This window comes from Thiohalocapsa halophila, assembly GCF_016583825.1.
GTDB classification, from domain to species: domain Bacteria; phylum Pseudomonadota; class Gammaproteobacteria; order Chromatiales; family Chromatiaceae; genus Thiohalocapsa; species Thiohalocapsa halophila.
Genome location: NZ_NRRV01000056.1, coordinates 1 through 13,330 on the forward strand (window position 1 = coordinate 1; position 13,330 = coordinate 13,330).

11 protein-coding genes are annotated in these 13,330 nt (G+C 69.6%); 10 read left to right on the forward strand and 1 reads right to left on the reverse strand.

Annotated elements, in window-relative coordinates; translation table 11 throughout:
• Positions 1-245: 245 nt before the first annotated feature.
• Positions 246-542: a CU044_2847 family protein gene (locus CKO31_RS18940; RefSeq protein WP_200240515.1), complete on the reverse strand. Its 297-nt coding sequence runs from the start codon at positions 540-542 to the stop codon at positions 246-248.
• A gap of 406 nt (positions 543-948) precedes the next feature.
• On the opposite strand from CKO31_RS18940, the gene leuC reads away from it, so the two are divergent.
• The 10 genes from leuC to accD all read left to right on the forward strand — a co-directional run bounded on the left by leuC (position 949) and on the right by accD (position 13,273).
• The gene (gene leuC, locus CKO31_RS18945) at positions 949-2,355 is read left to right on the forward strand and encodes a 3-isopropylmalate dehydratase large subunit (protein WP_200240546.1); all 1,407 of its coding nucleotides are present in this window, start codon (positions 949-951) and stop codon (positions 2,353-2,355) included.
• An 8-nt stretch (positions 2,356-2,363) separates the two neighbouring features.
• A complete protein-coding gene (leuD, locus tag CKO31_RS18950; RefSeq protein ID WP_200240548.1) occupies positions 2,364-3,005 on the forward strand; it encodes a 3-isopropylmalate dehydratase small subunit in 642 nt (213 codons plus the stop codon).
• 116 nt (positions 3,006-3,121) lie between these two features.
• On the forward strand, positions 3,122-4,216 hold the full coding sequence (gene leuB / locus CKO31_RS18955) for a 3-isopropylmalate dehydrogenase (protein WP_200240516.1): 1,095 nt from the start codon (positions 3,122-3,124) through the stop codon (positions 4,214-4,216).
• A 134-nt stretch (positions 4,217-4,350) separates the two neighbouring features.
• Positions 4,351-5,466, forward strand: coding sequence for an aspartate-semialdehyde dehydrogenase (asd, locus tag CKO31_RS18960; protein ID WP_200240517.1), 1,116 nt, complete (start codon positions 4,351-4,353; stop codon positions 5,464-5,466).
• Between the two features lie 148 nt (positions 5,467-5,614).
• Complete coding sequence (locus CKO31_RS18965; protein WP_200240518.1) at positions 5,615-8,746, forward strand: FimV/HubP family polar landmark protein; 3,132 nt, start codon at positions 5,615-5,617, stop codon at positions 8,744-8,746.
• Positions 8,747-8,830: 84 nt separating this feature from the next.
• Positions 8,831-9,670 (forward strand): tRNA pseudouridine(38-40) synthase TruA, encoded by an 840-nt coding sequence (gene truA, locus CKO31_RS18970; protein WP_200240519.1) that lies wholly within the window; start codon positions 8,831-8,833, stop codon positions 9,668-9,670.
• Positions 9,671-9,701: 31 nt separating this feature from the next.
• The gene (locus CKO31_RS18975; protein WP_200240520.1) at positions 9,702-10,331 is read left to right on the forward strand and encodes a phosphoribosylanthranilate isomerase; all 630 of its coding nucleotides are present in this window, start codon (positions 9,702-9,704) and stop codon (positions 10,329-10,331) included.
• On the forward strand, positions 10,312-11,562 hold the full coding sequence (gene trpB, locus CKO31_RS18980; protein WP_200240522.1) for a tryptophan synthase subunit beta: 1,251 nt from the start codon (positions 10,312-10,314) through the stop codon (positions 11,560-11,562). The genes CKO31_RS18975 and trpB overlap by 20 nt, the downstream gene beginning before the upstream one ends.
• Positions 11,559-12,386 carry a tryptophan synthase subunit alpha gene (trpA, locus tag CKO31_RS18985; RefSeq protein ID WP_200240523.1) on the forward strand — a complete coding sequence of 276 codons (828 nt, stop codon included), beginning with the start codon at positions 11,559-11,561 and terminating at the stop codon, positions 12,384-12,386. Before trpB ends, trpA begins: the two co-directional genes overlap by 4 nt.
• Entirely contained in the window at positions 12,383-13,273 is an 891-nt protein-coding gene (gene accD / locus CKO31_RS18990) for an acetyl-CoA carboxylase, carboxyltransferase subunit beta (protein WP_200240524.1), read from the forward strand. Before trpA ends, accD begins: the two co-directional genes overlap by 4 nt.
• Positions 13,274-13,330: the final 57 nt, after the last annotated feature.

Sequence of the window (13,330 nt, forward strand, 5' to 3'; positions counted from 1 at the left end):
CCGAGCCTACATCCAGCACCAGGAACGTGAAGATCAACGACTCGATCAGCTGAGACTGTGGAGCTGCTGATCCGCCGCCTTTAGGCGGCTCATGAACCGGGGCCGCGTTAGCGTCCCCTCCGCCGCTCAAAGCGGCTCACGCATTCAAAGCCCCCGGCTTTGCCGGGGGATGGTTACTTGTCGGCAGTTTGGGAGCGGCGGACAGGCGTTTGCAACCGCCGTGTCCAGGGTATGAGCCGCGCGTGTCAGTCGTCGTCGCGCTCCCAGCGGGCGGTGACCTTGATGGAGCCGGAGCTGCTGCCGGCGACGATGACAGGCACGGGCTGGCTCTCGCCTTTGAAGCCGATCCCGAGCTCCATGGTCCACTCCTTCGGGCCAGCGTCGCCGACGCCGCTCTGGACGCTGCGGGCCATGCCGGCGATGGCGCGCTGCATGGCCTCCAAGGCGTCCGTTGCCTTGGCCTCGCCGGGGATGTCGGCGTGCTCGATCTCCACCAGCACCTGGCTGCCATCGTCGAGGGTGAGGGGTTTGATGCGGATCATGCGGGGCGCTCCGTAGTTCGGGTGTCTGGTGGATGAGGGGCGGAGCATAGTCGAAGGGCGTGATGAGTACGAAGTACAAAGTACGAGGTACGGAGTACGGAGTACGGAGTACGGAGTACGGAGTACGGAGTACGTGGGAGCGTCTCCCGGGGGTGCGTCGGCTTTGTACTCGGTGGTGGCGCAACTACGATGGTGAGACAAGCGGAGACGCAGAGGACGCTGGAGCCTCGGTCCAGATTGCTTACCGCATACCTGCCTCCGGCGCAGGTGGGAGACGTGGAGCGAGCAGGAGCCCGGCCCGTACTTCGTACCCCGTACTCCGTACTTCCAGACTTCCCACCGTTTGAGTTCCCCCACCCACCGCGCTACCCTACCCGGCTTCGCGCTCACCGCCGAGATCGACCCCATGCCCACGCCCCGCACCCTCTACGACAAGATTTGGGACGACCATGTCGTGCGCACCGACGAGCACGGTACATCGCTGTTGTACGTCGACCGGCAGCTGGTGCACGAGGTGACCTCGCCGCAGGCGTTCGAGGGTCTGCGGCTCGCCGGGCGCAAACCGCGGCGTCCGGAGGCGAACCTGGCGGTACCGGACCACAATGTGCCGACCACCGACCGGCATCTCGGCATCGTGGACCCGATCTCACGCATCCAGGTGGAGCAGCTGACGGCCAACTGCCGTGAATTCGGCATCCGGCTCTTCGACATGGCGGACAAGCGCCAAGGCATCGTGCACGTGATCGGCCCGGAAGAAGGCTTCACGCTGCCCGGCATCACTATGGTCTGCGGCGACAGCCACACCTCCACCCACGGCGCGTTCGGGGCGCTGGCCTTCGGGGTCGGCACGTCGGAGGTGGAGCACGTGCTCGCCACCCAATGCCTGCTGCAGAAAAAGTCCAAGTCCATGCTGGTGAGCGTGGACGGACAGCTGGGCCGCGGCGTGACGGCGAAGGACATCGTGCTCGCCGTCATCGGCGAGATCGGCACCGCCGGCGGCACGGGTCATGTCGTCGAATACGGCGGCGATGCCATCTATGCGCTCAGCATGGAAGGGCGCATGACCGTCTGCAACATGTCCATCGAGGCCGGCGCCCGCGCCGGACTCATCGGCATCGACGAGACCACCATCGACTATGTCCGCGGCCGGCCCATGGCGCCGCAGGGCGAGCTGTTCGAGCAGGCCGCCGAGTACTGGCGCAGCCTCAATTCCGACCCCGGCGCCGAGTATGACCGCGTCGTGCACATCGACGCCGCCAGCATCCGCCCGCAGGTCACCTGGGGCACGTCACCGGAGATGGTGCTGCCGGTGGACGGCAGTGTGCCGAACCCGGTGGAGATCGCCGATCCGGTCAAGTCCGGCAGCTACCGCCATGCGCTGGCGTACATGGGCCTGGAGCCCGGCACGCCCCTCGCCGAGATCCCGCTGGACAAGGTCTTCATCGGCTCCTGCACCAACGGCCGCATCGAGGACCTGCGGGCGGCGGCCGACGTGGCCCGCGGTCACAAGGTGGCGGACACCATCAAGCTTGCCATGGTGGTGCCGGGCTCCGGCCTGGTGAAAGCGCAGGCGGAGGCCGAGGGGCTGGACAAGATCTTCACGGAGGCGGGCTTCGAGTGGCGCGAGCCCGGCTGCTCCATGTGCCTGGCCATGAACGCCGACCGGCTCGAGCCCGGCGAGCGCTGCGCCTCCACCAGCAACCGCAACTTCGAGGGGCGCCAGGGGCAGGGCGGTCGCACCCATCTGGTGAGCCCGGCGATGGCCGCCGCCGCCGCCATCCACGGCCGCTTCGTCGACGTGCGGGAGGTTTGACCATGCCCATGCAGCCCTTCGAGAATTTTCGCGGCACGGTGGTCCCCCTGGACCGCGCCAACGTGGACACGGATGCCATCATCCCGAAGCAGTTCCTCAAGTCCATCGCCCGCACCGGCTTCGGCCCGAACCTGTTCGACGAGTGGCGCTACCTGGACCAGGGCGAGCCCGGGCAGGACTGCGCCAACCGGCCGCTGAACCCGGACTTCGTGCTGAACGACCCCAAGTACGCGGACGCCACCATTCTGCTGACCCGGCACAACTTCGGCTGCGGCTCGTCCCGCGAGCACGCGCCCTGGGCGCTGGCGGACTACGGCTTCAAGGTGCTGATCGCGCCGAGCTTCGCGGACATCTTCCACCAGAACGCCATCAAGAACGGGCTCCTGCCCATCGTGCTGGACGAGGCCATCGTCGACCGGCTGTTCGAGCTCGCCACCGATAGCGACGAGCCGCTGACCATCGACGTGGACCTGCACAACCTGAAGCTCGACGCCGACGGTCACGGCACCATCGAGATCGACATCGACCCCTTCCATCATCACTGCCTGATCCACGGCCTGGACGACATCGGCCTGACGCTGACCCATGGCGATGAGATCGCGGCCTACGAGGATCGCCGGCGGGCCGAGGCGCCGTGGCTGTTCGGTTGAGTCGGTGCGTCGGGCCTCCCGCCGTCGGCCCGACCTACGGCTCTGATTGCAGCTCGTCACGCGTCTTCCCCGGTGACGACGCGGCGTATTGATGAGACCTCCGAGAGGGAGACGCTTTGAGCAAGAAGATTCTGATTCTGCCCGGTGACGGCATCGGCCCGGAGATCGTCGCCGAGGCGGTCAAGGTGCTCGCTTGTCTGCGCGACGACTTCGGCCTCGCCGTCGAGACCGAGGAGGCCCTGGTGGGCGGTGCCGCCTACGACGCCGAGGGCCATCCGCTGCCGGAGGCGACACTCGCCGCCGCCCAGGCCGCGGACGCCGTCCTGCTCGGTGCCGTCGGCGGACCTAAATGGGAGCCGCTGGACATCTCGGTGCGCCCGGAAAAGGGGTTGCTTGGGCTGCGCTCGGGGCTCGGGCTGTTCGCGAACCTGCGCCCCGCCATCCTGTATCCGCAGCTGGCTGCGGCCTCGGCGCTGAAGCCGGAGGTGGTCGCCGGGCTGGACATCCTCATCGTGCGCGAGCTCACCGGCGGCATCTACTTCGGCCGCCCGCGCGGCGTGGAGACGCTCGACTCCGGCGAGCGCAAAGGCATCAACACCCTGGTGTATACCGAATCGGAGATCGAGCGCATCTGCCGCGTCGCCTTCGATTTGGCCATGAAGCGCGGCAAGCGGGTGTGCTCCGTGGACAAGGCCAACGTGCTCGAATGCACCGAGCTGTGGCGCGAGGTAGCCACCCGGGTCGGGGCGGACTATCCGGATGTCGAGCTGAGCCACATGTACGTGGACAACGCCGCCATGCAGCTGGTGCGCGCGCCTAAGCAGTTCGACGTGATGGTCACCACCAACATGTTCGGCGACATCCTGTCGGACTGCGCCGCCATGCTCACCGGCTCCATCGGCATGCTGCCGTCGGCGTCGCTGAACGCCGACGGGCAGGGCATGTACGAGCCCATCCACGGCTCGGCGCCGGACATCGCAGGCAAGGGCCTGGCCAACCCGCTGGCCACCATCCTGTCGGTGGCCATGATGCTGCGCTACTCCCTGAACGAGCCGGCCCAGGCGGAGCGCATCGAGCAGGCGGTCGCCGCGGTGCTGGATCAGGGCCTGCGCACCGCCGACATCGCCGGCGAGGGCATGGAGACCGTCGGCACCGCCCAGATGGGCGACGCCGTCGTTGCCGCGCTGCGCTTGCTAAGGGCCGAGGGCTGAGGGCTGAGGTAAAGGGCCGGGAAGCCCTCAGCCCCAGCCCTCAGCCCTCAGCCCTTCCCATTGCTCTGCCTCAGCCACCTGTCCCGACAGTCCCGTTAAGCTTGATCCCCGAGTGACTTCAGGGGGTATTGATCATGAACAGAATCGGTTTCGTCGGCTGGCGCGGCATGGTGGGCTCGGTGCTGATGGAGCGCATGCGCGCGGAAGACGACTTCGCGCACATCAGCGAGCCCGTGTTCTTCTCCACTTCCCAGCAGGGCGAGCTCGGCCCGGACGTGGGCGGCGGGGCACAGCCCCTGCGCGATGCCCGCGATTTGAATGCGCTGGCGGAGATGGACGCCATCGTCACCTGCCAGGGCGGTGAGTACACGTCGGAGGTCTTCGCTCCGCTGCGGGCTCGGGGCTGGAAGGGCTACTGGATCGACGCGGCCTCGACGCTGCGCATGGCGGCCGACAGCACCATCGTGCTCGATCCCGTGAACCGCGATGTCATCGAGCAGGCGCTCGCCGCCGGCAAGCGGGACTTCATCGGCGGCAACTGCACGGTGAGTCTGATGCTGATGGCCGTCGGCGATCTGCTGCGCCGGGATCTGGTGGATTGGGTCAGCGCCATGACCTATCAGGCCGCCTCCGGCGCCGGCGCCCGCAACATGCGCGAGCTGCTGCTGCAGATGGGCGCCCTGCGTGATGCCGTCGCCGATGAGCTGGCCGATCCCTACAGCGCCATCCTCGACATCGACCGCAAGGTCATCGAGACCATGCGCGGCGCCGACTTTCCGGACCAGCTCTTCACGGTGCCGCTGGCGGGCAGCCTGATCCCTTGGATCGACAAGGCGTTGGACAACGGCCAGAGCCGCGAGGAATGGAAGGGCAGTGTCGAGAGCAACAAGATCCTCGGCCGCGAGGGCAATCCCATTCCCATCGACGGCACTTGTGTGCGCATCGGCTCTATGCGCTGCCACAGTCAGGGGCTCACCATCAAGCTCAAGCACGACCTGCCCATCGACGAGGTCGCCGACATGCTGGGCGGTGCCAATGACTGGGTGCGGCTGGTGCCGAATGAGCGCGAGCGCACCATCGCCGAGCTCTCGCCCACCGCGGTCACGGGCAAGCTCGATATCGCCGTCGGGCGTCTGCGCAAGATGAACCTGGGACCCGAGTATCTGTCGGTCTTCACGGTAGGCGACCAGCTGCTGTGGGGCGCCGCCGAGCCGTTGCGCCGGATGCTCGCGCTGCTGTTGACGCGGTGAAACCCCTACCAGTTCTTGGTCGGCTCCCTGTCTTTCCGCTATAGTCCGGGGTCAACTAGCGCCCTCGCCGCCCGGTTTTGGCGGCGATCGGGATCGCTTTAACCCGCGGCCCGAATGCCGGGCTCCGGGTCCTCGGAGAGGACGGAGGATGTTGCCAAAACCGGCCCTGGTCATCGCTGCGGTGCTCCTGCTCACGTCCCTGCCGGGCACCGCGACAGCGCTCGGTTTGGGGGGCATGCGCACCCAGTCGGCCTTGAACCAGCCCTTCTACGCCGAGATCGAGCTCACGGATGTCAGCCCCGATGAGATCGACGCCGTCAAGGCGAGGCTCGCGAGCCGGGCCGAATTTGCCAAGGCCGGCGCGGAGCGCCCGCACTTTCTGACCCGATTGCAGTTCACGCCGGCCATCGGCATGGATGGTCGGCCCTATATCCAGGTCTCCAGCCGCGAGCCCATCCGCGAGCCCTACCTCGATTTCCTGGTCGAAGTGATCTGGCCCAGCGGTAGGCTGGTGAAGGAATACACCGTTCTATTGGACCCGCCTGCCCGCGGCACCTCGGCACCGCCCCGGGTGGTCGCGCCGCAGACCTCGGCACCACGCCGGCGGCCGCCGCCGGAGCCCGAGCCGGCACCGGCGTTGCGGCGGAGTCCCGCTGCCGCACAACAGACCGAGCGGCAGCGTCAAGAGCCGCGGCCCGGGCAGCAATCCGCGCCGCGTCGCCAGGCCGCTGCCCCACGGACACCGGCGCCCGTCCCGCCGCAGGCGCAGGACACGCGTTTCCCGCTCTATTACGGCCCGGTGCAGCGGGGCGCCACCCTGACGGCCATCGCCCGCGACATGACGCCGCCGGGTGCCACGGTCGAGCAGACCGCCATGGCCATCTTCCGCAATAACCAGGACGCCTTCATGCGCGGCAATATCAATATGCTGCGCGTTGGGGTCGATCTGGTGGTGCCGACGGCCGAGGAGCTCTTCGCGCTGGACCAGAGCGCCGCCCGGCGCGAATTCGAGGACGCGCTGGCCGGGCGCAGCGTCAACAGCAGTCCCATCACCGATGTACCGAGCGACGCCCGACTGCGCATTGCCGCCGCCGGCGAGCCGGAGCCGCCGCCGCCGGGGGCACCCTCCGGCGAGGCCCTGCCGCCGCCTGCTGTGGAGCCCGATCTGCGTCAAGATCTGCTGATGGTGCAGGAGACCACCGAGAGCAACCGTCAGGAAGCCACGGAGCTGCGCAACCGCATCGGCGAGCTGGAACAGCAGCTCAGGGATATCCAGCGCCTGCTGGAGCTGCGCAACGAGCAGCTTGCGGAGTTGCAGCAAGCGGTGACTGCCGGCGAGCAGCCGCTGCCGACAGCTGGCGATTTGCCGACACCGGCACCGCCCGCAGGTGCCGCAAGGATGCGCCCGGCGCCGGCGCCAGACGAGCCGGCGGACGCGGATGGCGTGCCAACGCCGCGGCGCGGCGGCGAGGCGCTAGCACAGGGCGAGCCGGCGCCAGGGCCAGGCGAGCGCGCCCCGGCGGAGCCCTTGGAGGCGCCGGAGCTTGCCGCTGCGCCGCCTGGGGCAAGCGCCGCAGGCGCCGCCGACCCCGCCGGCGGCAACGGCGACGGTCAGGCTTCGGAGACCGCGGCGCCGGCGGCGGAGTCCAATGGCAGCGGCAACCCCGACGGCGGCCAGCAGCCGTTTTGGCACGGCGCGCTGGCCACGGCGCAGGGCGTCAGCGCCAGCATGCCGCCTTGGGCGCTGCCTGCCGCCGGCGGCACTGTGGTGCTCGGCGGACTCGGGCTGTTGGCCTATCGCCGACGGCGCCAGCTCGCTGAAGACGCCGATGAGGGCGTTTTGGCTCACGCGCCTGGCGGCAGCCGACTCGGCGCATCCCGATCGCGCCGGGATTCGGGGGTCGAGCCCGGTTTTGGTGCAGCCGCAGCCGCCGCCGAAGAGCTGTCCATCGACCCCCTGCCGGAGCTGGATGAAGATGCGCCGCCGGCGTCGCAGCAGCAGGGCGCCCAGGCTGGCGGTGGTGCCATCGACGTGCAAACCGGGCTGCCGGTGGGCGTGGTCTCCAACATGCCCGATGACCAGCCGGAGACCCAGGATGCCGACATCATCGCCGAGGCGGACATCTATATCCTCTATGGGCGCTACCGCGAAGCAGAGGCGCTGTTGCGCGAAGAGCTGGAGAGGGCGCCGGAGAGTCCGGAGCTCAGGTACAAGCTCGGCGAGGCCCTGCTCGGCAGTGGCAGCCAAGCGGCGCTGGCCGAGCTGCTGGATGCCATGCGCGCTGCGGGTCAGGACGGCGAAGACGCAGCCAAATGGGCACGCCTAGAGAACGGCCTGGCGGGTCTCTCCGCCGATGACGATGCCGCCGACGGCGAGCCGTCAGCGCCCGGGCCTTGGTCCGCGCCCGTGGACGGAGCACCGACCCCGATGGGCGCGGACCAGCCGCTGGGCGCCGCGGCGACAAGGACGGGCGATGCGCTCGGCGACGACGGAGGCACCGACCTCGGCTTCTCGGTGCAGGATGTGGTCCCGCCGAGCGCGGAGGAGCTGCGCGGGCAGATGGGCGACCTGGAGCTGGACCTGCCGGCGCTGGACGACTTCGACGACGAGCGGCAATCCACTCGCACGCCGGACGATCGCCCCGACGACCCGGGCTTGCGCGAAGCAGCCGACGCGGACGCGCCCGCCATGGCACCCTTTGATCTGCGCCTGGACGTGCCGGCCGCTGCGCCCCAGTCCCCCGGCTTGCGCGAGTCCGGGGACGGCGATCGCCTGGATCTGGATCTGAGCGACCTGGAACAGCTCACCCGCTCACCGAGTGACTCGGAGCCTGCCGACCTCAGCCTGCCGCCCGCCGAAGATCCGCCCGCCGAAGAGCCACCCCTGTTAGGCGCGGACGGTGGCCGGGATGACGCAGCCGACGACGGGCACCCGGCCTTGCCGGATCCCTTGGCGCCCGAGCAGGCGGAGCCTCAGACCCAGTGGCAGAGCGCGCAGGGCCAGGGGCAGACGCAGCCGGCGGGTACCTCGGCTGAGGCTCAGGACGAGCCCGGCGCTGCCGGACCCTGGGAAGACAGTATCGCCAACGATGTGCTCTCCTCCCAATGGCACACGGACGGCGGCCTGTGGGATGAAGCCGCCACCAAGATGGACTTGGCCCGCGCCTATGTGGAGATGGAGGACCCGGATGCCGCGCGGGCCATCCTCGAAGAAGTGGTGGAGGAGGGTAGTGAGCAGCAGCGTGCCGATGCCAAGGCCCTGCTGGCGAAGCTCGGCTGAGCTGCGACGGTATCGCCCCCAGGCGCCCGTGTTTGCGGGGCCGCGCCGCCGACCCTTGCGCCAGCGGCGCTGGGGGGCACGCGAATGACCAGCGCTGAGCCCAGCACGCCAGCCCGGGCGCTCGCCGGGCGCATCGCCTTGGCGGTGGAATACGACGGTGGTGCCTACAGCGGCTGGCAGCTCCAGCATCATGCCGACACCGTGCAGGCTCGGCTCGAGGCCGCCCTCGGCCGGGTCGCCGCCGAGCCGGTGCGGGTGCACTGCGCCGGGCGCACCGACGCCGGCGTGCACGCCGAGGGCCAGGTGGTGCACTTCGACACCCGGGCCGAGCGCAGCCCGCGCAGCTGGGTGCTCGGCACCAACAGCAATCTGCCGGACGACATCGCGGTGCGCTGGGCGCAGGCCGTGGCGCCGGGCTTTCACGCCCGCTTCAGCGCCACCGGCCGCCACTACCGCTACGTCATCCTGTGTCGGCCCACGCGCTCGGCGCTCTGGCGGGGACGCGCGGTCTGGACCCACAAGACGCTGGATCTGGCGCGCATGCGCACGGCGGGCGGGCTGCTGGTGGGTCGGCACGACTTCACGAGCTTCCGCGCGCTCGCCTGTCAGGCGAAGAGTCCGGTGCGCACCCTGCGTTATCTGCACCTGGAGCGCCAGGGGGATCTGATCACGCTTGCGCTTGGCGCGGACGGCTTTCTGCACCACATGGTCCGCAATATCGCCGGCGTGCTGATGGCCATCGGTAGCGGCGAGGCGCCGGTGGCCTGGACCGCCGAGCTGCTGGCGGTGCGCAACCGCGCCCTCGGCGGGGTGACGGCGCCGCCCCACGGGCTTTATCTCACCGGCGTGGATTATCCGGCGGACTTCGGTCTGCCCGGGGGCCTGTCCGCGGGCGGCGACGCGGCAGGCCCGCCTGTGCTGTAATGTCGGGCTAGGTTTTCGCCGCTGCCCGGCTATGCGAACACGCGTCAAGATCTGCGGTCTCACTCGCGAGCAGGACGTCGACGCCGCCGTTGCTGCCGGTGCCGACGCGCTCGGCTTCGTGTTTCATCCGTCCAGTCCGCGGTCGGTGGATCTGGCGCGGGCGGCCGTACTGGCGGCGCGGGTGCCGGCCTTCGTCAACCGTGTGGGCTTGTTCGTGGACGCCGAGCCGGCGCTGATCGCCGAGGCGATTCGCCGGGTGCCGCTGGACCTGATCCAGTTCCACGGCCAAGAGCCGCCGGCGGCCTGCACGGGCTTCGGGCGGCCCTGGATCAAGGCCATCGCCATGCGCGACGGCCTCGACGTGGAGGTGGCGGCGGCGGAGTATCATGGCGCCGCGGCGCTGTTGCTGGACACTTACGACCCGGCGCTCGCCGGCGGCACCGGGCGGCGCTTCGACTGGACGCGGGTGCCGCCGGTGCTGGCGCCGCGGATCATCCTGGCGGGGGGGCTGACTGCCGAGAACGTCGCCGCCGCCATTGCCCGCGTCAAGCCGTACGCGGTGGACGTGAGCGGCGGCGTCGAAGCCGCCAAGGGCCTCAAGGATCACCGCAAGATCAACGACTTCATGCAGGGGGTACGCGATGGCGACCGTCGCCGATGAGATGCAACAGCCGGTTGCGGCCGAGGCCGCGCAGACCGGCTATCACTATCCGGATGCCAGCGGCCATTTCGGGCGCTTCGGCGGGCGCTTCGTGCCCGAGACCCTGATGCACCCGCTGGCGGAGCTGACCGACGCCTACGAGCGCTACCTGGCAGACCCGGCCTTCCTCGCCGAGCTGGACAACGACCTGCGCGACTACGTTGGCCGCCCGTCGCCGCTCTACCACGCCGAGCGCTGGAGCCGCGAGCTGGGCGGCGCCCAGATCTTTTTGAAGCGCGAGGACCTCAACCACACCGGCGCCCACAAGGTGAACAACACCGTGGGTCAGGCCCTGCTCGCCAAGCGCATGGGCAAGACCCGCATCATCGCCGAGACCGGCGCCGGCCAGCACGGCGTGGCCTCGGCCACGGTGGCCGCGCGCATGGGGCTCGAGTGCGTCGTCTACATGGGTGAGGTGGATGTAGCCCGCCAGCGGGCGAACGTCTACCGCATGCGCCTGCTGGGCGCCCGGGTGGTGTCGGTGAAGTCCGGCTCCCGCACCCTCAAGGACGCGCTGAACGAAGCCATGCGCGACTGGGTCACCAATGTGGACAACACCTTCTACATCATCGGCACCGTCGCCGGTCCTCATCCCTATCCGGCCATGGTGCGGGACTTCCAGGCCGTCATCGGCCGCGAGAGCCGCACCCAGATGCTCGAGCGCAGCGGGCGCCTGCCGGATGTGGTCATGGCCTGTGTCGGCGGCGGCTCCAACGCCATCGGGCTCTTCCATCCCTTCATCGACGACGCCGACGTGCGCATGATCGGCGTCGAGGCCGGCGGCGAGGGCCTCGCCACCGGTCACCACGCCGCCCCGCTATGCGCCGGCAAGCCGGGGGTGCTGCATGGCAACCGCACCTATCTGATGGAAGACGAGCACGGCCAGATCGCGGCCACTCATTCCATCTCCGCCGGGCTCGACTACCCGGGCGTCGGCCCCGAGCACGCCTGGCTCAAGGACTCCGGTCGTGCCGAATACGTCGCCGTCAGCGACGACGAGGCGCTGGCCGCCTTCCACGGCCTCACCCGCACCGAAGGCATCATGCCGGCGCTGGAGACCAGCCATGCCCTGGCCTATGCCGCCAAGCTGGCGCCCACCATGCGTCGCGACCAGACCATCGTCGTGAACCTGTCCGGGCGTGGCGACAAGGACATGGACACCGTCGCCCAACTGGACGGGATCGAGCTGTGAGCCGCATCGACGGTCTGTTCCAGCGCCTGCGCGGCGAGGGGCGCACGGCCCTGATCCCCTTCGTCACCGCCGGCGACCCGAGCCCGGATGTCACGGTGCCCCTGATGCACCGCATGGTGGCCGCCGGCGCCGACCTCATCGAGCTGGGCGTGCCCTTTTCGGACCCCATTGCCGACGGCCCGGTGATCCAGCGCGCCACCGAGCGGGCCCTGGCCGCCGGCGTGCACCTGCGCGACGTGCTGGACATGGTGCGGACCTTCCGGGCGGAGAACGCCACCACGCCGGTGGTGCTCATGGGCTATCTCAATCCCATCGAGATCATGGGCGCCGAGACCTTCGCCGCCGACGCCGCAGCGGCGGGCGTGGACGGCACCCTGGTGGTGGATGTGCCGCCGGAGGAGGCCGCGGAGCTGGCCGGTCTGCTGCGCCCCTACGGACTGGACCTGGTCTACCTGCTGGCGCCCACGTCGGATGCCGAGCGCATCGCGCGCATCGGCGGCGTCGCCTCGGGCTTCGTCTACTATGTCGCCGTCAAGGGCGTCACCGGGGCCGGCAACCTGGACATCGACGGCGTCGGCGCCAAGCTCGCGGAGATCCGCGCCCGCATCCCGCTGCCGGTGGGCGTGGGCTTCGGCATCAAGGACGGCGACAGCGCCGCGCGAGTCGCAGCGGTGGCGGATGCCGTCATTGTCGGCAGCGCCATCGTCGAGCGCATCGAGGCCCTGATGGACGAGCCCGGGGCGATTCCGGACGCCGTGGCAGGCTTCCTCGGCGGGCTGCGCCAGGCCATCGACCAGGCCGATCAGCACAAGGTGCTGGCATGAGTCGGCAGAAGGGGGATGCCGTGAGCTGGTTCGAGAAGCTGATCCCCAGCCGCATTCGCACCGAGGCCAACAACAAGCGCGCGGTGCCGGAGGGGCTGTGGGACAAGTGCCCGGGCTGCAACGCGGTGCTCTACCGCGCGGAGCTGGAGCGCAATCTCGACGTTTGCCCCAAGTGCAGCCACCACAACCGCATTGGCGCGCGCCGGCGCCTGACGCTCTTCCTGGACGACGATGCGGCCACCGAAGAGATCGGCGCCGAGCTGGAATCGGTCGACCCGCTGAAGTTCAAGGATCTGAAAAAGTACCGCGAGCGCCTGGCGCAGGCGCAGAAGCAAACCAGTGAGCGCGAGGCGCTGGTGGTGCAGCGCGGCCAGCTCAAGGGCATGGGCATCGTCGCCGGCGCCTTCGAGTTTCGCTTCATGGGCGGGTCCATGGGCTCGGTGGTGGGCGAGCGCTTCGTGCGCGGCGTCGAGGTGGCGGTGCGCGATCACCTGCCGCTGGTGTGCTTCTCCGCCAGCGGCGGGGCGCGCATGCAGGAGTCCCTGTTCTCGCTGCTGCAGATGGCCAAGACCAGTGCCGCCCTCGGGCGCCTGCGGGAGAAAGGCCTGCCCTTCGTGTCCGTGATGACCGATCCCACTATGGGCGGCGTCTCGGCGAGCCTCGCCATGCTCGGCGACATCAACCTCGCCGAGCCCGGCGCGCTCATCGGCTTCGCCGGCCCCCGCGTCATCGAGCAGACCGTGCGCGAGACCCTGCCGGAAGGCTTTCAGCGCAGCGAGTTCCTGGTGGAGCACGGCGCCCTGGATCAGATCTGCGACCGCCGCGACCTGCGCGAGCGTATTGCGACCCTGCTGTCCATGCTCACGCGCCGGCCCAAGGACGCATAATCGCTTCGCCCGGAACACCGAGGAGCCCTCACCCCGACAACGCGCCCGCCGGCCTCG

What these genes read in the sequence shown, in the direction of transcription:
- CKO31_RS18940 (WP_200240515.1), bottom strand. Translation starts at nt 542, where the DNA reads ATGATCCGCATCAAACCCCTCACCCTCGACGATGGCAGCCAGGTGCTG.
- leuC (WP_200240546.1), top strand. Translation starts at nt 949, where the DNA reads ATGCCCACGCCCCGCACCCTCTACGACAAGATTTGGGACGACCATGTC.
- leuD (WP_200240548.1), top strand. Translation starts at nt 2,364, where the DNA reads ATGCAGCCCTTCGAGAATTTTCGCGGCACGGTGGTCCCCCTGGACCGC.
- asd (WP_200240517.1), top strand. Translation starts at nt 4,351, where the DNA reads ATGAACAGAATCGGTTTCGTCGGCTGGCGCGGCATGGTGGGCTCGGTG.
- CKO31_RS18965 (WP_200240518.1), top strand. Translation starts at nt 5,615, where the DNA reads ATGTTGCCAAAACCGGCCCTGGTCATCGCTGCGGTGCTCCTGCTCACG.
- truA (WP_200240519.1), top strand. Translation starts at nt 8,831, where the DNA reads ATGACCAGCGCTGAGCCCAGCACGCCAGCCCGGGCGCTCGCCGGGCGC.
- CKO31_RS18975 (WP_200240520.1), top strand. Translation starts at nt 9,702, where the DNA reads ATGCGAACACGCGTCAAGATCTGCGGTCTCACTCGCGAGCAGGACGTC.
- trpB (WP_200240522.1), top strand. Translation starts at nt 10,312, where the DNA reads ATGGCGACCGTCGCCGATGAGATGCAACAGCCGGTTGCGGCCGAGGCC.
- accD (WP_200240524.1), top strand. Translation starts at nt 12,383, where the DNA reads ATGAGTCGGCAGAAGGGGGATGCCGTGAGCTGGTTCGAGAAGCTGATC.